Source organism: Alteribacillus persepolensis (genome assembly GCF_900099605.1).
In the GTDB taxonomy this organism is placed as follows: domain Bacteria; phylum Bacillota; class Bacilli; order Bacillales; family Marinococcaceae; genus Alteribacillus; species Alteribacillus persepolensis.
In genome coordinates this window covers 1-19,950 of the sequence record NZ_FNDK01000030.1, presented here as the reverse complement: position 1 = coordinate 19,950, position 19,950 = coordinate 1, and the positions used below count along the sequence as shown (strand labels likewise).

Annotated in this window: 21 protein-coding genes; 20 read left to right on the top strand and 1 reads right to left on the bottom strand. The window is 39.4% G+C overall.

Annotation, left to right across the window (positions count from 1 at the left end; translation table 11 throughout):
* The first annotated feature begins 12 nt into the window (after window positions 1–12).
* The 11 genes from BLT18_RS16030 to BLT18_RS15980 all read left to right on the top strand — a co-directional run bounded on the left by BLT18_RS16030 (window position 13) and on the right by BLT18_RS15980 (window position 9,330).
* The gene (locus BLT18_RS16030) at window positions 13–900 is read left to right on the top strand and encodes an acetaldehyde dehydrogenase (acetylating) (RefSeq protein WP_091276297.1); all 888 of its coding nucleotides are present in this window, start codon (window positions 13–15) and stop codon (window positions 898–900) included.
* Between the two features lie 38 nt (window positions 901–938).
* Window positions 939–1,952, top strand: coding sequence for a 4-hydroxy-2-oxovalerate aldolase (gene dmpG, locus BLT18_RS16025; protein WP_091276294.1), 1,014 nt, complete (start codon window positions 939–941; stop codon window positions 1,950–1,952).
* A gap of 19 nt (window positions 1,953–1,971) precedes the next feature.
* Window positions 1,972–2,745 (top strand): 2-keto-4-pentenoate hydratase, encoded by a 774-nt coding sequence (locus tag BLT18_RS16020; protein WP_175487568.1) that lies wholly within the window; start codon window positions 1,972–1,974, stop codon window positions 2,743–2,745.
* Window positions 2,746–2,995: 250 nt separating this feature from the next.
* Complete coding sequence (locus BLT18_RS16015; protein WP_091276291.1) at window positions 2,996–3,538, top strand: FAD synthetase family protein; 543 nt, start codon at window positions 2,996–2,998, stop codon at window positions 3,536–3,538.
* The gene (locus BLT18_RS16010) at window positions 3,535–4,596 is read left to right on the top strand and encodes a TRAP transporter substrate-binding protein (RefSeq protein ID WP_245705299.1); all 1,062 of its coding nucleotides are present in this window, start codon (window positions 3,535–3,537) and stop codon (window positions 4,594–4,596) included. The genes BLT18_RS16015 and BLT18_RS16010 overlap by 4 nt, the downstream gene beginning before the upstream one ends.
* Before the next feature lie 19 nt (window positions 4,597–4,615).
* Complete coding sequence (locus BLT18_RS16005; protein ID WP_091276288.1) at window positions 4,616–5,095, top strand: TRAP transporter small permease; 480 nt, start codon at window positions 4,616–4,618, stop codon at window positions 5,093–5,095.
* Window positions 5,092–6,372: a TRAP transporter large permease gene (locus BLT18_RS16000; protein WP_091276285.1), complete on the top strand. Its 1,281-nt coding sequence runs from the start codon at window positions 5,092–5,094 to the stop codon at window positions 6,370–6,372. The genes BLT18_RS16005 and BLT18_RS16000 overlap by 4 nt, the downstream gene beginning before the upstream one ends.
* Before the next feature lie 117 nt (window positions 6,373–6,489).
* Window positions 6,490–7,116 (top strand): Crp/Fnr family transcriptional regulator, encoded by a 627-nt coding sequence (locus BLT18_RS15995; protein WP_091276282.1) that lies wholly within the window; start codon window positions 6,490–6,492, stop codon window positions 7,114–7,116.
* 197 nt (window positions 7,117–7,313) lie between these two features.
* Entirely contained in the window at window positions 7,314–7,601 is a 288-nt protein-coding gene (locus tag BLT18_RS15990) for a hypothetical protein (protein WP_091276279.1), read from the top strand.
* A gap of 48 nt (window positions 7,602–7,649) precedes the next feature.
* Window positions 7,650–8,606 carry a 3,4-dihydroxy-2-butanone-4-phosphate synthase gene (locus BLT18_RS15985; RefSeq protein WP_091276276.1) on the top strand — a complete coding sequence of 319 codons (957 nt, stop codon included), beginning with the start codon at window positions 7,650–7,652 and terminating at the stop codon, window positions 8,604–8,606.
* A gap of 223 nt (window positions 8,607–8,829) precedes the next feature.
* Window positions 8,830–9,330, top strand: coding sequence for a flavin reductase family protein (locus BLT18_RS15980; protein WP_091276273.1), 501 nt, complete (start codon window positions 8,830–8,832; stop codon window positions 9,328–9,330).
* A gap of 325 nt (window positions 9,331–9,655) precedes the next feature.
* On the opposite strand, the gene BLT18_RS15975 is transcribed toward BLT18_RS15980, so the two are convergent.
* The gene (locus tag BLT18_RS15975; protein WP_091276270.1) at window positions 9,656–10,285 is read right to left on the bottom strand and encodes a Crp/Fnr family transcriptional regulator; all 630 of its coding nucleotides are present in this window, start codon (window positions 10,283–10,285) and stop codon (window positions 9,656–9,658) included.
* A 193-nt stretch (window positions 10,286–10,478) separates the two neighbouring features.
* Here BLT18_RS15975 and BLT18_RS15970 point away from each other — a divergent pair, with 193 nt between their 5' ends.
* The 9 genes from BLT18_RS15970 to BLT18_RS15930 form a co-directional block, all read left to right on the top strand.
* Window positions 10,479–10,862 (top strand): DsbA family protein, encoded by a 384-nt coding sequence (locus BLT18_RS15970; protein WP_091276267.1) that lies wholly within the window; start codon window positions 10,479–10,481, stop codon window positions 10,860–10,862.
* A 321-nt stretch (window positions 10,863–11,183) separates the two neighbouring features.
* Window positions 11,184–11,828 (top strand): Crp/Fnr family transcriptional regulator, encoded by a 645-nt coding sequence (locus tag BLT18_RS15965; RefSeq protein ID WP_091276264.1) that lies wholly within the window; start codon window positions 11,184–11,186, stop codon window positions 11,826–11,828.
* A 193-nt stretch (window positions 11,829–12,021) separates the two neighbouring features.
* On the top strand, window positions 12,022–12,510 hold the full coding sequence (locus BLT18_RS15960) for a VOC family protein (RefSeq protein ID WP_091276262.1): 489 nt from the start codon (window positions 12,022–12,024) through the stop codon (window positions 12,508–12,510).
* Between the two features lie 65 nt (window positions 12,511–12,575).
* A complete protein-coding gene (locus BLT18_RS15955) occupies window positions 12,576–14,750 on the top strand; it encodes an arylsulfatase (protein WP_091276259.1) in 2,175 nt (724 codons plus the stop codon).
* Between the two features lie 190 nt (window positions 14,751–14,940).
* Complete coding sequence (locus BLT18_RS15950) at window positions 14,941–16,182, top strand: acyl-CoA dehydrogenase family protein (protein WP_091276256.1); 1,242 nt, start codon at window positions 14,941–14,943, stop codon at window positions 16,180–16,182.
* Between the two features lie 97 nt (window positions 16,183–16,279).
* Window positions 16,280–17,329 carry a TRAP transporter substrate-binding protein gene (locus BLT18_RS15945; RefSeq protein WP_091276254.1) on the top strand — a complete coding sequence of 350 codons (1,050 nt, stop codon included), beginning with the start codon at window positions 16,280–16,282 and terminating at the stop codon, window positions 17,327–17,329.
* A gap of 93 nt (window positions 17,330–17,422) precedes the next feature.
* Window positions 17,423–18,016 (top strand): TRAP transporter small permease, encoded by a 594-nt coding sequence (locus BLT18_RS15940; RefSeq protein WP_091276252.1) that lies wholly within the window; start codon window positions 17,423–17,425, stop codon window positions 18,014–18,016.
* Window positions 18,006–19,295, top strand: coding sequence for a TRAP transporter large permease (locus BLT18_RS15935; protein WP_091276249.1), 1,290 nt, complete (start codon window positions 18,006–18,008; stop codon window positions 19,293–19,295). Before BLT18_RS15940 ends, BLT18_RS15935 begins: the two co-directional genes overlap by 11 nt.
* Before the next feature lie 156 nt (window positions 19,296–19,451).
* On the top strand, window positions 19,452–19,950 hold a 499-nt coding region (locus BLT18_RS15930), incomplete at its 3' end, for a UbiD family decarboxylase (RefSeq protein WP_139184757.1).

The window sequence follows — 19,950 nt, the reverse complement described above, 5'->3', positions numbered from 1 at the left end:
TCGTTTGACGCTATGAAAAAAGTAAAAGCAGGGATTATCGGTTCAGGGAATATAGGGACGGATCTTATGATGAAAATAGAGAGGTCTCCGTTTTTAGATATGTCGGCCATGATTGGAATAGACCCGGATTCGGATGGGCTGCGTCTTGCTAAAGAACACGGTCACACAACTTTTGATAATGGGATTGATGGTTTTTTAGAAGAGCCGGGATCAGCTGACATTTTGTTTGATGCTACATCTGCCAAAGCCCATTATCACCATGCTGAAGCGTTAGAGAAAGCACAAAAACAATTGGTTGATTTAACTCCTGCTGCTATTGGTCCTTTCGTTGTTCCAACTGTTAATCTAGAAGAGCATTTGAATAGGACGAATATTAATATGATTACGTGCGGGGGCCAGGCAACGATTCCGATTGTGAATGCTATTCATTCTGTCTGCCCGGTGGATTATGCAGAAATTGTAGCTACGATCGCAAGTAAAAGTGCGGGACCAGGTACAAGAGCAAATATAGATGAGTTTACCCATACTACGGCTAAAGGAATTGAAAAAGTCGGCGGGGCGAAAAAAGGGAAAGCTATTATCATTCTTAACCCAGCGGAACCGCCTATTATTATGAGAGACACGGTGCAGTGTATTGCGCCTCGCGCAAGTGAACGTAAAGAGGAATTGATTGAAGCTATTCAACAAAGAGCCAAGCAAGTGGAAGATTACGTACCGGGATATAAACTGCGGACAGAGCCAATATTTGACGGTGATCAAATTACTGTATTTATCGAAGTGAAAGGGGCAGCTGATTATCTTCCTTCTTATGCCGGTAATCTAGATATCATGACCGCTTCAGCAGTAAAAGTAGCAGAAGAATTTGCAAAGCACCAATTAAGTGTTTCTGAAAATTTGTAATCAATAAAATTATCACGAAAAGAGGAAGGAGTATCTCATTGAATAATAGAGAAATAGTCGTGACGGAAGTGGCTTTACGGGATGGAAGCCACGCTGTTAATCACAGCTTTACCATAGAACAAGTCAGCCGGGTAGTAAAAGCGTTAGATGATGCCAATGTCCCTTTTATTGAAGTTTCTCATGGAGATGGACTGGGAGGCTCTTCTATTCAGTATGGATTTTCTAACACGAATGAGATGGAATTGATTGAAGCTGCCGTAGATGCAGCAGAAAATTCAGCCATTTCTGTTCTTCTATTGCCTGGTATTGGTACAGTCGAACAATTAAAAGAAGCTCACAAACTAGGAGCAAAAATGGTTCGAGTAGCGACTCATGTAACGGAAGCGGATGTTTCGAAACAACATATTTCTTTAGGAAAAGAGTTAGGCATGGAGACGGTAGGTTTTCTGATGATGTCTCATATGGTTCCAGCTGAAAAACTGCTAGAACAGGCTCTGCTTATGGAAAGTTACGGAGCTGATACGGTGTATGTGGTAGATTCTGCCGGAGCTTTACTGCCGCACGAGGTGAAAGAAAGAATCAAACTATTAAAGAGCAATTTGAAAGTGGATATTGGATTCCACGCTCACAATAACCTGTCTCTAGCGATGGCTAATACGCTGGCGGCTATCGAAGAAGGAGCAACGAGAATTGACGGCAGTGTCCGCTGCCTCGGTGCAGGAGCTGGCAATACACAGACAGAAGTGCTTGTGTCTGTCCTCGAAAGAATGAATATAACGACTGGTATTGATGTTTACAAAATGATGGACTTGGCTGAGGAGTTAGTAGCGCCGATTCTGCAAGAGCCTCAAGAAATTACGAAAGGAAGCCTGGTTTTAGGCTACGCAGGCGTATATTCCAGCTTTCTGCTTCATGCTTACCGAGCTGCAGAAAAATATCATCTCGATCCAAGAGATATATTAATAGAATTAGGAAACAGAAAAGTAGTTGGCGGTCAGGAAGACATGATTATCGATGTAGCAAGTGAACTCGCCGGATACAAAATATCTTAAAGGAACAGAGGTGAAGAGGTTGGATGTAAAAGCAATCGCAGAAAAAATAGATTACCATCAGCAGAACGGAATAGAAATGGTGAAAATAACCAATGAGTATCCCGAGTTGACCGTAGAGGAAGCTTATGACATTCAAAAGCTTACTATTCAACGATATGTTGAAAGAAATGATCCTGTCATTGGATGGAAAATGGGGCTTACCAGTAAAGCAAAACAAATTTCTATGGGTGTAGATGAGCCTATTTATGGAAGATTGACTGAGTCCATGGAGCTAAGAGAACCTGTCTTGCATGTGAAAGACTTAATCCACCCTAAAGTAGAGCCGGAGTTTGCTTTTGTTATGAACAAAGAACTAAAAGGAGGCAATGTGAAACCAAGAGATGTGTGGGCTGCCGCAGATGGTATTTATCTTGCTTTAGAAGTCATTGACAGCCGTTATGAAAATTTCAAGTTCACCTTGCCGGATGTTGTCGCAGACAATGCTTCTTCCACAAAATTTGTGCTGGGAAGCCAAGTCTTCTCTCCAAGCTATACGCAATGGGACCAAGTAAAAGTGACGATGCACAAGAATGGAGAAGAAGTTCAATCCGGCTATGGAAAAGCTGTATTAGAACACCCCGTCCATTCCGTCGTAGAACTAACGAAAATGATGAACAGGGATAATTTAACGATAAAGCCTGGAATGGCAGTCCTTGTCGGTGGTATTACAGAAGCTGTTAGTGTCGAGGAAGGCGACATATTAAATGTGGAATACGAAGGCCTTGATACGTTGAATCTAGCCATTAACGAGTAGAACAGGAGATCGCCAAGTTATGCCGATTGCACATACTCACATACTAGAAGGCAGAGCTGCGGCGCAGAAAACGAAGCCTATTGAAGAATTAAAAAAAGCAATAAACACCAGCTCATGTTGATGATAAGAAGGTCAAGGTGTTAAAACATGGAGTGCCAGACAATCATAGGGCCGCAGCTGGAGCGGCAAAGCGAGAGGAAAAACACGAAAGTAAACAGCTGGGACAGAGAAGAAAGGGGGGACAGCAGAAATGAAAGTACATGACAATAGAACACCTCATTTACAGGGATCTGTTGTCGCTATAGGTGCCTTCGATGGAATGCACCTAGGTCATCAGGCTGTCATATGTAAGGCGGTGCATGCTAGTAAAATCTATCAAGTACCTGGTGTTGTTTATACATTTGATCCGCCTCCCCGTGCTTATTTTCAAAATGCCACTGTTCTAATGAGTGTAGACGAAAAAATAGAATACCTGAGAAAATTTGGTGTAGAACAAGTAGTTATTGCTAGATTTAACGAAGACTATACGCAGAAAAGTGCGGACCGTTTCGTGAAAGAATTGCACAATATGCATCCGAGAGAGGTTCTGGCGGGAAACAATTTTCGCTTTGGCAGAGGCAGAAGCGGGAGTGTGGAACTTCTCAAACAATATTTTAATGTGAACATTGTGAAACCAGTACGGTGTATGAAAGGAGAGGTTATTTCTTCTACAAGAATCAGACAATTAATAGCCCGAGGACAGACCCAGGAAGTGGGAGCCCTCCTTGGAGAAAAAGAAGGGGTGAAGGGATGAATTTTCTACAAAAATATTGGAAGCGCTTTACTATAGCCATGGGGATGGCGGTGCTGTTGACTGCTTGCGGGAACGGTGGTGAAACGACAGACTCGGGTGCAGATCCGCAGTCGGGCGAAGGGGAAAGTGGTACGGCAGAAGGAGCCGTACAGGCTGAACATGAATTTAAGCTTGGATTAATTACACCACCTGCACACATGTGGCACCAAGCGGCTGAAAAATTTAAGGAAGAGTTAGAAACAAACTCTGACGGCAGAATGACATTGGACATTTATCCTTCCGGCCAGCTTGGAAATGAAAGCGATATGCTGCAGCAAATTGAATCTGGTTCCATCGATTTTGGTTTCATTACTGCAGCTGAAATAAGTTCTCGTGAAGACGTTTTTTCGGCTTGGTTCACACCTTATCTTTTTGAAACGATTGAAGATGCTCACCAAGCTCGTGAAGCAGATATAGCACAGGAAATGCTTGGAACATTGGAGCAATACGGCATGACAGGCTTAGATTATTTGTTTGCTGGTCAGCGTGTGATGTTATTTAAAGATAAAAAGGTGCAGCAGCCTGAAGATATGGAAGGGTTAGTGCTTCGAGTGACACCTAGCCCGCCGATGCTGGAGTTCTACAATTCAACTGGTGCTTCTACAGAAGGGATTCCTTTGCCTGAGGTATATTCCGCTGTTCAAACTGGAGTCATCGACGGAATGGACATGGATTTAGATGCTACCATTACCAACAAGTTTTTTGAAGTAGTAGATTATGGAGCTGTGACGAATCACATGGTTTGGCCGTCTGTAGCTGTTGTTAATACAGATACGTTTTCATCTTTGCCAGAAGAAGATCAACAAATAATAGAACAATCTCTTGAAAGCGCTGCTGACTATGCAGTAGAAACAAGATCTGCTCAGGAAGAGGAATTCAAACAAACGCTGACGGATGAAGGCATGGAGATTTATGAACTGGATAAGAGTGTGTTTGAAGAACAAATTGAAAGCTTTGATGAAAAATATAAAGAAAAGGACCCGATGATGGAAGAATTCATTACGACATTCCGGCAATAGCCGCTAGGGGGGAGAACGAATGAACACGGTAAGTAACGGCTTAGCAGTAGTAGAAAAATATCTTGCAATCGTGTTGATGATTGTGATGACAGCAGTTATGGCTCTAGCAGTGTTGTTCCGTTACTTCTTGAACTCTCCGCTGTCATGGGCTGGAGAAGCATCCGTGTTCCTGTTGACATGGATAAGTTTTATAGGAGGAAGCCTTGGGCTGAAATATAAAGCCCAAGCTTCGGTTACTTTTCTTCTAGATATTCTCTCGCCCAAAATGAGAAAAACACTATTGATTATTGGCTATGTATTGATATTAATTTTTATGGCTGTTGTCCTCTACTACAGCTATACGTGGGTATTTTCTTCAAGCACGGTGTCGCAAAAATCAAACAACTTACAAATACCTATGTGGATTCCTTTTAGTGCTGTACCTTTTGGACTGAGTTTCGCTGCCGTTCATATACTGTCTCATTTATCAGGACTGATGAGAAAGGAGGAGGGGAAATGACTGCTGCAGTAATTCTTCTGTTTTTTGTCTTTTTAGTAATTGGTATTCCTATTTCACTAGTACTTGGCATGATGACTGTATTATATTTTTTTACTTTAGGAGATACACAATTATTGACTTCTATGCCGCAGCAGCTTTTTTCCAGCTTAGATAATTACGGACTGCTTGCGATTCCTCTTTTCATGCTCGCAGGAGAACTAATGAACGGAGGCGGCATCACCTCAAAATTAGTACAGTTTGCCAGGGTGTTACTGGGTCATTTCCGAGGCGGATTGGCATACGTGACGGTCATAGCTAACATGTTTCTAGCATCTATTCTAGGATCTGCTAACGCGCAGGCTGCCATGATGAGTAAAACGATGGTTCCTGAAATGGAAAAGGAAGGCTATGAAAGAAAGTTCTCTGCAGCATTAACTCTTTCCTCTTCTATTGTAGCTCCTATTATTCCGCCAAGTATGATTTTTATTATCTACGGAACATTATCAGGAGCTTCGATTGGCGGATTATTTATGGCAGGGATCATCCCGGGCCTCATCTACGGAGCAGCATTCGTCGGCTTAATCACATTTATGGGATATAAGTATAATTTTCCAAAGAGTGAACGAGAACCATTTAGAAAAGTGATGAAAAGCGCATTGACCGTGCTGCCGGCTTTACTCGTGCCGCTAGTAATTATCGCAGGCATATTAAGCGGTGTGTTCACAGCTACCGAATCTGCCGCAGTTGCTTGTGTTATTGCCTTTCTTGTAGGATATTTTCTTTACAAAGAATTAAAACTGAAAAAGCTTCCTTCTATATTTTTTAACACCGTCATAAGTACAGCCACAGTCACCTTTCTTATCGCAATGGCTGGCGCTTTCGGCTGGATGATTGCCTTTGAGCAGATTCCTCAAGCTATAGCCAATGGCATGCTTTCATTATCAGAAAATCCACTGGTGTTTTTATTACTAGTTAACATTTTCCTTCTAATAATAGGAGCAGTGCTGGATGGAATTGCTGCTTTAATCATTCTCGTTCCAGTTTTCATGCCGCTATTAATGACCTACGGAGTAGACCCAATTCATTTTGGCGTAATTATCTGTATAAATCTAACAATCGGGTTATTAACTCCCCCAATCGGCACAGGGCTTTTTATTGTTTCTTCTATTGCTGATGTGAAATTTGAAAGTCTAATCAAAAGTGTTTTTCCGTTTTTAATGATGGGAATTATCGTTCTCTTTATTATTACATTCTGGGAAGATGCGGTATTATTCATTCCGCGGCTGATAGGTCTTTAAGCCGCAGTAAGGTAAACACAGACTTCCTATGTGAAAGTAATGTATGAAACCTATTTATCCATTTCATTTTTGAGACCTTACTGGTCATAAAATGAAAAAGGCAGGTGTCTTAGTAAAATGAACAGTGAGTTTAATTCAAAAAACTGGGAGAAATACTTAAAGTATGGAAGACGATATTTTTTTAAAAGAAAATCTATTATATATGAAGAACATTCCTTGGGAGAAGAAGGATTTTATTACGTAAAAGATGGGTTTGTGAAGGTTTCTACTAAAACACTTAGAGAGGAAGAAAAAACGATTGATATCATAGGTGAAGGGCGCCCATTTGGAGAACAAGCCTCTGATGGAAAGCCATATTTTTCTACAGCCACCGCGCTTGAAAATTGCATTATTTATTTTTTTCCTTATGATGCAATGAAGTCATTAATGAACAGCGATCATACGTTTAGAATGTTAATGTATAATGGATTGACAGAAAAATTAAAACTTCTCACTAGTAATATGATGATTCGTTCTCTCCCTTCCGAACAGCTGTTAGCTCAATCTATTTTAGAAATAAAACAAAAATATAATGACGAAAAAATTCCTTTGACACAACAAGAGTTATCCCGTTACACCGGTTTAACCAGAATCACAATATACAAAATATTCAAAAAATGGGGAGGCGAAATTGTACGAGTGGAAAATAAAAATATTGTTGTCAAACAGCCTCGCAGCTTAAGAAAAATTGTAACAGCTTCCTAGCTAAGTAATGACTATCATACTAAGATTAGGAAAAAACTTTAAATCATAAAAAACATATCGTTAAACAGTTAACAATGCCTTTCTTTTTAGGAAGGTATCATTTTAATAGAAAGTATAATTTTCTAAAAAAGGAGAGATTGATACAGAAAAAAAGAATTTTGATAATTATTATAAAATAAAAAGGAAAAGGCAGGGCAATGAGTATGAATAAAGATCATCCAGTTCATTTACCTGATCGATTATTTGTAAATCATTGTTACGAGCGATTTGGCGTAAATCGCGGTGTTTACAACACGGTTGATAAATACTTGTTTACAGCGGGAATGATAGATATTACCCAGCGGCGAGCAGCTATGTTAGAATTTCTGTCTTATCTTCATCATGTCAACGGAATAAAATCCAATGGAAGAATTAATTTTGGAGGTCACGGACTTTCTACAAGGCTTAAAGAATATTGGGTGAAAACGACTCCCATCCCCCAATAAAGATATTTTGATAAAAAAGAAAACCTTATAACAAAGAGGGTGGAATAAATGAAGAAAGGGCAGCAATGGGTGATGCAAGAAGGTCCGTATATCTTATTGGACGATATTCATACTGGCATTGGCTATTTATCGCACGCGGCAAGAGATGTAAGTTCCGAAACGGTTAATTTTATGATTCGTGTTGGAAAAGGACTGGTTTATCTTTGCATCACACCACGTTTAGCTGAAAAACTTCATTTACGAGAAATCGGAGATACATCTATCCAGAATGATAAAAGCGTAACAGTTTCGATTGATCACAAAGATACAACCACTGGTATTTCTGCTTCTGAGCGGGCCCATACGATAAAAGCATGTGTACAACCAGAGGTAAAACCCGATGACTTTCAACGCCCCGGCCATATTTTTCCGATTATTAGTAAAGATATATTAATGCTAGACAGAGCCGGAGTGGCAGAAGCCGCAGTTTTGACAGCAAGCTATTTTTCGTCAGAGCCTTGTGCGTATGCTTGTGAAATTCTAGATAACACAGGAAGAATAGCCGATAAAAAAACAATCAATGAAATAAAGAAAAAATACGGACTTCCTCTAATCACATTCAGTGAATTAATATCGATGCAATATGAAGAAACCAATTGGCTGAAGGTAGTGAACAAAAAATCCGTAGGAAACGCGCATGAATGTTGGATGTACACGGTACGTAATACTCTGGAAAATCGCGACTGCACTTTATATATAAAAAAGGACATGATTAAGCCGGAACACATCATTTTTTATCAAGCATGCGAAGTCGGAGATATACTGGGGACAAGCCAATGCTCGTGTGAATTTCATTTTGCTGATTACTATCACCAATTATGCCTCCACGAGATTGATGCCTTAGTGGTAGAAAGCAAAAAGGAGTCAATCAATACAAAAGAAGTAGCAGAAACAGTAAAAAATCAAATGAAAACGTTAGTGAAAAAGCTAGCAGTAGAAAACGAGCTGCAAATCGCGAACAGTTAACGTCTGACTGAGTAGATGAAACATAATATGAAAACCGAATTAATTCTTAGCCATATTAGAAGCAAACCTAATTCGAACCACAGTCTACAGCGATATCGATAAAGTTATTATCTTGGAGCTTAATTATGGAAAAACGCACAAGAAATAGACACAATTATTCAAAAAGCAAATGGAGTGTCCAAAGATAGAATAAAAAAACGTAACGAGAAAAGGAGAGGATAATATGCAAACAAAAGATAAAGAAACCTTATTTAAAGAGGCAATGGGAGGCTATCCAACCGGTGTAACCATTGTCACGTCCAAAAATGAAAAAGGCGAGCCAGTAGGCTTAACCGTCAACTCCTTTGCGTCGGTTTCGATTGATCCATTACTCGTGCTTTGGTCGATTGATCATAAAGTATCTTCCCTAGGTGCCTTTAAAAATGCGGATGGTTTTGCCGTTCACATCCTTGCAGGAGACCAGCAAGAACTCTGCAAAACCTTTGCTACAAAAGATACAAACCGATTTAGCTTACATGAATGGAGTATCTCTAAACACAATCTTCCTGTGCTAGCTGATACATTCTCCGTACTTCAATGCAAAACATTCAAACAAGTCGAAGCAGGAGACCACACCATCTTAATCGGGGAAGTCCAAGACATTCAAATCACAAAAGATAAAGAGCCAATGCTTTACCACCGAAGAAACTTTGGATTCATTCCGTCTGAGTTTTACACGAACTAAGTTGTTTTATATGAGCTTGGTTTTTTGATACTTTTTTGAATTAACCGATAATTTCGCTTTCAAAGGGGCCAGACTCACCACAGATGTGGCGGGTCTGGTCCCTGCGGTATCCCCGGCATGCGCCATGCCCTTAGGGGTAGTTCACTCGGAAACATGGGGTTTTGCTATGTGCAGATTATTAAATGAAATAAAGTATTTAGAATCAGATCTGGATGGATGAGGGCTTGGCTTATTGCAGATGGAAGGCCCAGAAAAAGTACTGCCTGGTCATTTAACATGTTTAATTCAATGGGTGTGGAATAAAAAAGAAAAACGTACGATATATTTACAGTTGTTTTGTCCCATTAAGAATAGACTTGATTTTGTTAATGTCATGTACTTTAATAGTTCGATGTGAAATCTCAATACATTCTTCCTTAATCCAATCCTTAAGTACCTTATAGACGCTGATTCGAGATGTTCCAATGTATCTGGCTAACGAAGTTTGACTAATTGGAATGATACTGTCTTCAAACTTATAGTAAAGTTTATGGATAAAATGGGCCATTTGATACTCCAAAGGTCGATGAATAATAGAAATGGTCTCATTTAGAAGACGGATTTTCTGGATTAATGAGCTCATATATATATTAGCTGCTTCAGGATGATCTTTGCAGATATTCCGAAAGGATTCTTCTGAGAAAAAGTATAATATCGAATCCTCTTCCAAAATAGCAGTAGTAAAAAAAGGATCTTCACGAAGGCCAGGTTCACCTGTTAAAAATCCAGGGAAGAGAAAGTCAACAATTCGTTCCGCACCTTGGCTAGATACAAATGTTAAGTTGATTTTTCCGTCTTTAAGATAATAAAACCCTTTTCCTCTCTCTCCCTGTTGAAATAAGATTTCGTTTTTTTTCAATCGACGTTCCTGACCATAGGAAACAAATGGCTTCCAAAGGTAACGGAGGGAATCCACTAAAAATCACCCTTTCTTTATAAATATTGATTATAATATGTTTTTTTGTCAAAAATAGTTTAAAAATTTAAACTTTTTAAACACATTGTACAAAAGTTCTAAAAGAATAATCAAGGGAAATATATCCTAAAACAGCTCCTAAGCTTAACTTTTGTTACCTTAGACAAGATATAGGGTAGGTCAACACTCTCGTATGCCAATTGACGGATCGCTATGGCTCGATAATCCAGTGGAGTTCTCTTATCCGCCATCTCGTGTTTTTAAGGTTGTTCAAAAGAATGATGAAAAGTTGGCTCAAACGTTTTTATGGCGTGTAAAAGAAGCCGTTTTTACCTTTAATCAAAACATTGGAGAAGATGAAGTTCTAGAAAAGATCGTTAATGAAATGGGTCTGGATGGCGGAGCTACTGTAAGAGAAGCTGGACTTTCATATGGAAAACAACTTTTAGAACAGGACTTTGCACTTGCTAGAAGTCTTGGTGTAAGGGGATTTCCGACTATTATTATGGTGAATAAGGAAAACAAAGGTGTAAAAATTGTCGGAGCTCAATCGCTGGATCATTATAAAAAGGATTAGAACAAATTCTGTCAGGTAAAGAGAAACTTCAAGCGCAGCCTGTTCCAAAGTTGTCATGTCTTCTTGAAAAAGAAAAATTATTATTTTCAAGAGAAGTGGAGGAATTATATATCGTGGAGCAGAGAGAATTCAGAGGTTTTATACAATCCCAACTACATTCTAATGAATTCCAAATAAACGAAGTTCTCAATGAGTTATACATTAAGAAACGATAAAGCAGATTTATAGTATATCTAAACACAAGTTATGTAGGATTGGGCTTACGATTTTTATTTTATTAGTGACTGTTATGTAACGTGTTACGGTTTAGGGGGAAGGATAATGTCTATGATTTTTAAACGAGAAAAAAATACTTATGCTCCGGATTGGGATTATTTATTAAAACATGGAAACAGACAATTTGTTAAGAAAAAATCTATGCTTTACAAGCAGGGAGAAATCGGTGGCGGGTTTTATTATGTGCATAAAGGTTTATTTAAAATGCTTTCATTTCCCTCGGATAACAAATCCAGAATCGTGGCTGTTACTGGTTCTGAAAACATCATAGGAGAGCAGGCCCTTGATCGACAGCCGTATTTCTGTTCAGCTGTGGCGATTGAGGATTCTGTAGTTTACTATTTTTCAAATGATGTTTATCGAGATTTAATAAAAGAAGCACCATCTCTTCTGCGTTTTTGTGCGGACTCTATTCTCCAAAAAGTGCAGCTTCTTGTTAATGAAATTCATTTAAAATCACTGACTTCTGAACATCAAGTGGCTCATTCTTTACTTGAATTAAGTGAAGCATTTAACAGGCTGGAAGTAAACATGACTCAGCAGGAACTGGCAGATTATATTGGTTTGACCCGTATTACCGTTTATAAAATTTTGAAGAAGTGGAAAGAAGAACAATTAATAGATATAAAAAATCGTACTTTTTATATTATAAAGCCAGAAATATTAAGGAGTTATGCTTTAAGTTCTTGATGAATAACAGCAGTCGATTATAAATCAAAGGCATTTGGCACTATATAAGTGGAGCAAGGTGCCTTTTGTATGTATGTCTTTTCCCTAGCAAGTAACAAAACATAGGGATGAACGTTAAAGTCTTAACAATAGAAGACATCATTTTTCGATATAGTGTAAGAAAGAAAGGCACATAAGAAAGGGGAGAACAATGATGAAAGAATATCCTAGATCTTTTTGCCACGTTGGAGTGAGTGTGACTAATATTGATAAAGCTATGGCTTGGTATGAAAACGTTTTCGGCTTTACTGCTGTGTCTTCACCTGTGACATTCAAGAAAGATGATCCGAATATGGGACCGGTGTTAACCGATTTGTTAGGAAAAGAGATCAAAGAAGTGAAAATTGCCCACTTGGGAGGCTCTGGCGGAGTAGGGTTAGAGTTATTTGAGTTTATCGATCCGAAATCCGAACGTTACACCAGTCATGAATACTGGAAAGACGGTATCTTCCATGTTTCTATTATAGACCCGAATATTGAAGAAATGGTAAAGAAAATAGTTGAAAATGGAGGAAAGCAAAGAAGTGAGATTTGGGAAAGTGTGCCAGGAACAGAATATAAGATGGTTTATTGTGAAGATCCGGATGGAAACCTGATTGAAATTTATACTCATAGTGTAGAGAGAATGTATAGCAACCAATAAATTATTTAAATATTTTTTATATTTAATTGATTATTATTTAACAAACACAGCTGAGGAGGAAAGAGATGGGACAGCCTAATATAGTTTACATTGTACTTGATGACGTAGGGTTTTCAGATTTAGGTTGTTATGGTTCTGAAATAAAGACTCCCAATATGAATCGACTTGCTGAAAACGGCTTACGGTATAATAACTTCAATGCTACACCTCTTTGTTCTCCCACGAGAGCCTCTCTATTAACAGGACGGAATAACCACTCTGTAGGAATGGGAAGTGTAGCTGATTTTGACTTAGGTACTGATCAATCGAGTATTCGTGGAAGAATACTTCCTAAAGCTGCTACAGCGGCAGAAATTTTAAAAGACAACGGCTACAGTACAATGGCGCTTGGGAAATGGCATCTGGCTCCAATTCATCAACTGACTCCAGCCGGCCCTTTTGAAAACTGGCCGTTGGCTAAGGGGTTTGAGCGATATTATGGATTCTTAGGACCTGAAACAGATCAATTTTATCCTGAATTAACATATGACAATCATATGGTCGATCCTCCGGAGAAATCGGATTACCATTTCTCTGAAGATATCGTAGATAAGTCTATTCAATTTGTTACCGATCAAGTGTCTGTTACACCTGATAAACCTTATTTTCTGTACTTGTCATTTGGAGCTCAACATGCCCCTCATCAAGCACCTAAGGAATATATTGATATGTATAAAGGTGCATATGATGACGGGTGGGATGTTATTCGAGAGAAGCGTTTAAAAAGACAGAAGGAACTAGGTATTGTTCCGGAAGACACAGAGTTATCTCCACGCAATAAAAATGTAAAAGCGTGGGATGAATTAATAGAAGATGAAAAGAAAGTTTTTAGTAGATTTCAAGAAGTATATGCAGGTTTTTTAACACATACAGACGACCAAATTGGTCGATTTCTGGATTTTCTTGAAAAAATCGGGGAATTAGATAACACATTGATTGTCTTTCTTTCTGACAATGGAGCCAGTCAGGAAGGTGGTTTTGGAGGTTCAGTCAATCAAAGCACCTTCTTTAACGCTTTAGAAGAAAGTATTGAGGATCAATTAGCAAAAATAGATGAAATGGGTGGGCCTAGAGCAGGAACCAATTATCCAAAGGGATGGGCACAGGCCGGTAATACTCCGTTTAAGCAGTATAAGCAGACCACTCATTTTGGGGGAACCCGGGTGCCTTGTATTATTCATTGGCCGGAGGGTATACAAGAAAAAGGAGCAATTCGTACGCAATTCCATCATGTGATTGATGTCACTCCGACAGTTCTGGACATTTTACAGGTAGAAGCACCTAAGACATATCGAGGTGTGGATCAAATGCCGATTCATGGAACAAGTATGACTTATACCTTTGAAAATGAAAGAGCACCAACCAGAAGAACGACTCAGTATTTCGAAATGTTCGGGCATCGTGCTATCTATCATGAAGGTTGGAAAGCGGTGACCCATCATCAAAAGGGAGTACCATTTGAAAACGATGTTTGGGAGCTGTATTACGTAGAAGAAGATTTTGCTGAGCTTCATGACTTGGCAGATAAGTATTCAGGGAAGCTTGAAGAACTTAAGGAACTTTGGTGGGAGGAAGCAAAGAAATATAATGTACTGCCTTTAAATGATAAGACAGTTGAATTGTCTTCTTTCGTTTCACCAGAAGCCGTAACAGCTAGAAAAACGTTCACTTATTATCCAGGGGTAGCTCACTTAGGAACATTTGCAGCTCCTCAGATAACGAATAAATCATATATAATAACTGTTTTAGCAGAAAGACCAAGCCCATCCTGTGAAGGGGTGCTTGTAGCACATGGAGATCACGACAGCGGGTACGTATTCTATATTAGGAACAACCGCCTTGTCTTTGAGTACAATTATGTCGGTACCATGTTCAAAATAGAGTCGGACGTATATGTCCCTATTGGTGAATGTACGTTTGAGTTCAAGTTTACGAAGAAGGAAGAGAACTCAGGCATGGGAAGTTTATATATTAATGGAGGTAAGGCTGGAGAGGGACATATTCCTAAAACACTTTTGTATCGTCTTTCTCATGGAGGGTTTGATATTGGCAGAGACTCTTTATCTCAAGTTTCTGAATCCTATAGGGACGAAGGTGAATTCTCTTTCAATGGCAATATAGAGAGGGTAGTTTATACACTGCAAGATGGAAAGGAAATAGGGAATCTTGATGAAAAAGTAAAAGCTGGTTCATTTGACTAGAATAGAAGTTGTCGGCTTAATAAGCTTTAGGAAGGTTTTGATGTAGACTTTTGTACTAATTTCTTATGTGAGCAATTAATTAAACAAATTTGTTAAAATATTAACAATATTCTTTGTTTTATTTTTGTAGTATGTATTTAGTATCTACTACTTGAGAGTCTTAAAGCCCAATAAATGGAGGAGGATTACCATGGATTTTATTTTTACCGAAGAACAACAACGAGTGATTGATTTGTGTAAGGAATTAGCGGAAGATTTTAGAACGAGAGCTCCAGAGCATGATCGTGATCGTTCTGCCCCGGAAGAAAACTATGAAATCCTGAGACAAAATGGGTTATATGGGATTAGTATTCCGGCAGAATATGGCGGATTAGGAATTGGGTTTCAAGGATATGCAGCAGCCATCGTAGAGTTAGCGAAAGGCTGTGCTTCTACAGCAAACTCTTTCAATATGCATGCCAACGCTTGCGGGTCTATCATGCAACAACCGCTGATTTCTGAAAGCATGAAGAAAAAGGTTGCTGATTTGGCTATTAATCAAGGGAAATTATTTTCCGCATCCATTTCTGAACCATCTTCTTCAAGTTTAGTTATCACTTCTATGGTACCGAAGCTGAAGGCAGAAAGAGTGGATGGAGGATACAAACTTTATGGAAAAAAAGCGTTTTGTTCTATGGTTGAATCAAGTGACTATGTATTCCTGTATGCTAATCCTCAAGATGATTCAAATCCGCAAGCAAGCCTTGCTATGCTAGTCCCTGTTGATAAAGGAAATGTAGCAGGAGTCCATATTGAGGATGTATGGGATACGCATGGTATGAGAGCTACCCGTAGTAACACAGTAAAGTATGATGGGGCGTTTGTTCCAGACGAGCTTATTTTACACAGAACAGAAGATTTCTTAAACGACTTTATTATTAACTCTGCAAACTGGACAATTTCCTCCTTTGCTTCTGTTTACTTAGGAGTAGGTATAGGGATTATGGAGTACGCTTCTGAATTGGTAAGCTCCAAAAAACCAAAAGGCTCCGGGCAAGCACAGGGGTACCATCCAGACAGCCGGCGTCGAATCGGGGAAATGGCTTCTGACCTTCATGCCGCTTACTGGTCGAATATACATGCTGCTTGGTATAGTGATAAGCATGGTTCTTCCATTCAAACATTCCATAATCTGATGCGTGCAAAACATACGATTGCAAGTGCTGTATCTAATGCTGCTCACTCAGCAACGATTGTTTGTGGAGCCCACGGAATGTTTAAAAACCTTCATTTAGATCGGATGGTAAGGGATGCGGCAACAGCACCTATTATGCCTCCAACTATTGATGCTTGTGCGGATCAAGTGGGGTTGTTGACGATGGGGCTGGATCCGGCAGATGTTGCTCCGCCGCTTAAAGAAGAAAAGCCGCTTGTTGAAAGTCAAGCAAGATAAAAAGGGGGGAAGGTCCAGGAGGGATGCTCCTGGGTCTCTCTCTACTCAATTAAGATAGCGCTTACATGACAGGTTTGGAGGGAGGCACCAAGTCCTGATGATAAATAAGAAACTGTTATCCGTTCTGTCAGCTATTCTAGTAGTGAGCGCAGTACTGACAGGATGCAATTCGAATAAGGAATCTGTAGAGCAGCAAGCTAAAGCAGAATCTAATACGATTACACTAACGTATGCATTTTTTGCTCCACCTATTACTTTTCCGGGGAGGCAAATGCAGATGTGGAAAGAAGAGTTAGAGGAACGTACGAATGGAAAAGTAAAGGTAGAACTTTATCCAGCTGGCACGCTGCTTCAAGCCAATAACATGTTTGATGGAGTAGAAAAAGGGGTCGCTGATATTGGAATGTCCGTAACCAGCTATGAGCCTGGCCGTTTTCCTTTAATGGGAATGGCAGACATGGCAAGTTACCCCAACTCGAAGGTAGCTACTCAGGTTAGACATAAGCTGGTACAGGAATATGAAGAGGAAATTTTTAAGGGGAATAAGGTTATTACAGTGTTTACGGGGGAACCTTCTTATATTCAAGCGACGAAACCAATTACAAGCTTAGAGGATTTAAAAGGCAAGCAGTTGAGAATATCAGGTGCCTTAGCACCTGTGTTAGAAGAGCTGGGCGCAGCACCTGTGGGGATGTCGCAAGCAGAAGCAGCAGAATCCTTGCAGATGGGAATTATTGAAGGGGTTGTCACCTCCCGTGAAATTTTAAAGGATTTTAATTTTGCAGAACTGGTTGGTTATGTTACAGACTATCCATTAAGCGTTAACACGTTTGTAGCAATCATGTCGGAAGATAAATGGAATTCACTACCAGAAGACGTTCAAGAAGAAATTGATAAATTATCTTTGGAAATGGCTGAGTGGACTTCTGCCTATCATGATGATTATGTACAGGAATCATTAGAGTGGAGTATAAATGAACATGGTGTGGAAGTAGTCAGTTTGTCTGAAGAAGAGAAAGAACGCTGGGATGAAATTATTGTTCCGTTGATGGAAGAATACGTGGAAAAAGCAGAAGATCAAGGATTACCAGCGAGAGAGTTTAAACAGAAAATGTACAAGTTGATTGAAAAGTATACCAGCGAATAAAGATAGGAGACTGTTATTACAGGGGTTTTATACAGCGAAGATGAACACCAGAATACTTGATGACCTAAAATATATGGAAGGAGGCGCAATAATTTGCAGAAAATTCGTAATAATGAAATTTATGGAGGAGTGAATAGTGAGGTTATTCCAGAGGTAGAACCTGTTTCTCCCTATAAAAGTACAAATGAAGCTGTTTGTGAGAAGATTAATTATCATTTTAATCAAGGACTTGCTTTTGTAGCTGGTGTTAGTTTGGCTTTAATGATGTTTCTCATTGTATATAACTCGGTGGTTCGTGTTTTTGCTACCCCATTTGTGGGGACCACGGAGGTAGCTGGATGGCTTATGGCTGTCACAACTGCCTTTGCGCTTGGATACACACAATTTAACCATGGACATGTCGATATTAAAATTGTTACCGATAAATTGCCCACTCTGGGTCAAAAAATAAGTTCGGCTGTTGTTCAGGTAATGAGTTTGCTATTTTATGCTATTGTTGGATGGCATGTCGTGACATATGGCTTTGAGCTTATTATCAATAACAGTTTATCAGAAACGATGGGTGTTATTTTTTATCCCTTTGTTTTTGTCGTTGCGCTTGGATTTTTTGGTACTGCTTTTACTTTAATCATTCAGTTGTATCAGACACTGACTGGAGAAGTAAGAGGTGGGAAAAATGGATCCTAGTATGATTGCTGCCGCTGGCTTAGTAGTCATGTTTTTGATGATGTTTATTAGTGTCCCCATTAGTGTGGCGATGTTTATTACTGGTATGGGGGGACTTTTTGTCATGAGTTCCTCCACATCTGCTTTTTACTTATTAAGCTCAGAAGTCTGGAATTCTTTTTCTAGTTATTCGCTTAGTGTTATTCCGCTCTACATCTTAATGGGAGAAATAGTCTTTCAATCGGGATTGACAGCAAGATTGTTTAACGCAGCATATCGATGGTTCGGTCATTTAAGAGGAGGAATGGCTGGGACGACTATTCTAGCGAGTGCAGGGTTTGCTTCTATTTGCGGATCCAATGCAGCAGCTGCTGCATCCATGGGAACAATGGCCCTTCCTGAATTAAAGAAATATAAATATAATCCAGCACTAAGTACAGGAAGCGTAGCTACAGGAGGAACCCTTGGGATTATCATTCCACCCAGCACAGTTCTAATTGTTATAGCGATACAAACGCAACAATCCATCAGAGACTTGTTCATAGCCAGTATTATCCCAGGAATTTTACTTGTCATTTTTTTCCTGCTTACCATTCTGTATCTGTGCCATAGAAATCCAGAATATGGTCCGCCGGGACCGAAATTCAGCTTTAAAGAAAAAATGAGGGCTGTTTATGGTGTAGTGCCGATATTAGGATTATTCCTCTTTGTTATTGGAGGGCTTTTCTTAGGGTGGTTTACCCCATCTGAATCTGCAGCGTTTGGTGCATTAGGTGCTATTTTACTTACACTTGCCATGAAAAGGTTGACTAAAGAAGGATTTGTTACTGCGGTAAAAAACACAATTAAAACTTCTGCTATGGTGTTAATGTTAATTGTGGGGGCTACATACTTAGGGCGCTTCCTGGCAGTCACACGGCTTCCTAATGAAGTAGCGGAATGGATAAGCTCTTTACCGGTTCATTCATTGGTTATTGTTTTCGCTATTCTTACCGTTTATGTCATCGGTGGATCTTTAATGGATGCAATGGGTTTTCTGATGGTTTCTATTCCTATTTTTTATCCACCTGTGATAGCGATCGGATATGATCCAGTGTGGTTTGCTATTCTTTTATGTATAGTAACAAGTCTTGGAGCGATTACTCCACCTGTGGGAGTGAATGCTTTTGTTGTTCAAGGATTAACTCCTAGTACCAATATTACAACTATTTTTAAAGGGACAAGCTACTTTCTCGTTAATTATGTTATATTTATCATTATTTTAGTAGTCTTCCCACAAATTATCCTATTTCTTGTTTAGAAAAGGTATGTGCTGAGTTATTTTAAAGGGGGTGCCTCATTTCTATTAGCTTATGCTGTTTGCACAGCGTTACCGACAATCTATCCTGACATGATACTGTCTATTCTGCAATAATGAGTGCACAGCATATAAACATATCGATTCAGGGGTGATAAGATGGCTGAGATGGTAGAAGCCAACATGAATAGGAAAAGCCAAACAGAGAATAAGCCAATTCAAACAAATCTTGCAAAGCGTAAGGTGGCAGATTTACAAGGAATAGTGGAGTTTTTAAGACAGGAAAATATGCTTGTGCGCACGAAGTCTCCTGTTGATATAAAACATGAAATGGCTGGAATAGCAAACAACTATGAAGGGGGAAAAGCCGTATTTTTTGAAAACATCAATGAGTCAGAAGTTCCCTTGCTCACTGGCTTGTATTGGAATCGAAAACTATTAGCCAACATACTGGATGTAACAGAAAAGAAGCTTCCTTTTCTCACGGCGCAAGCAATAGAACAATGGAGTAAACATCCTGTGGATCCTGTCGTCGTTGATCAAGGCCCTGCCAATGAAGTAGTGGTGGAAGATAAGGAGGATTTGCTGCGTGACATTCCCATTCCAACCCACGGATTAAAGGATGGAGGTCCATATTTGGATTCTTCTGTGTTAATCG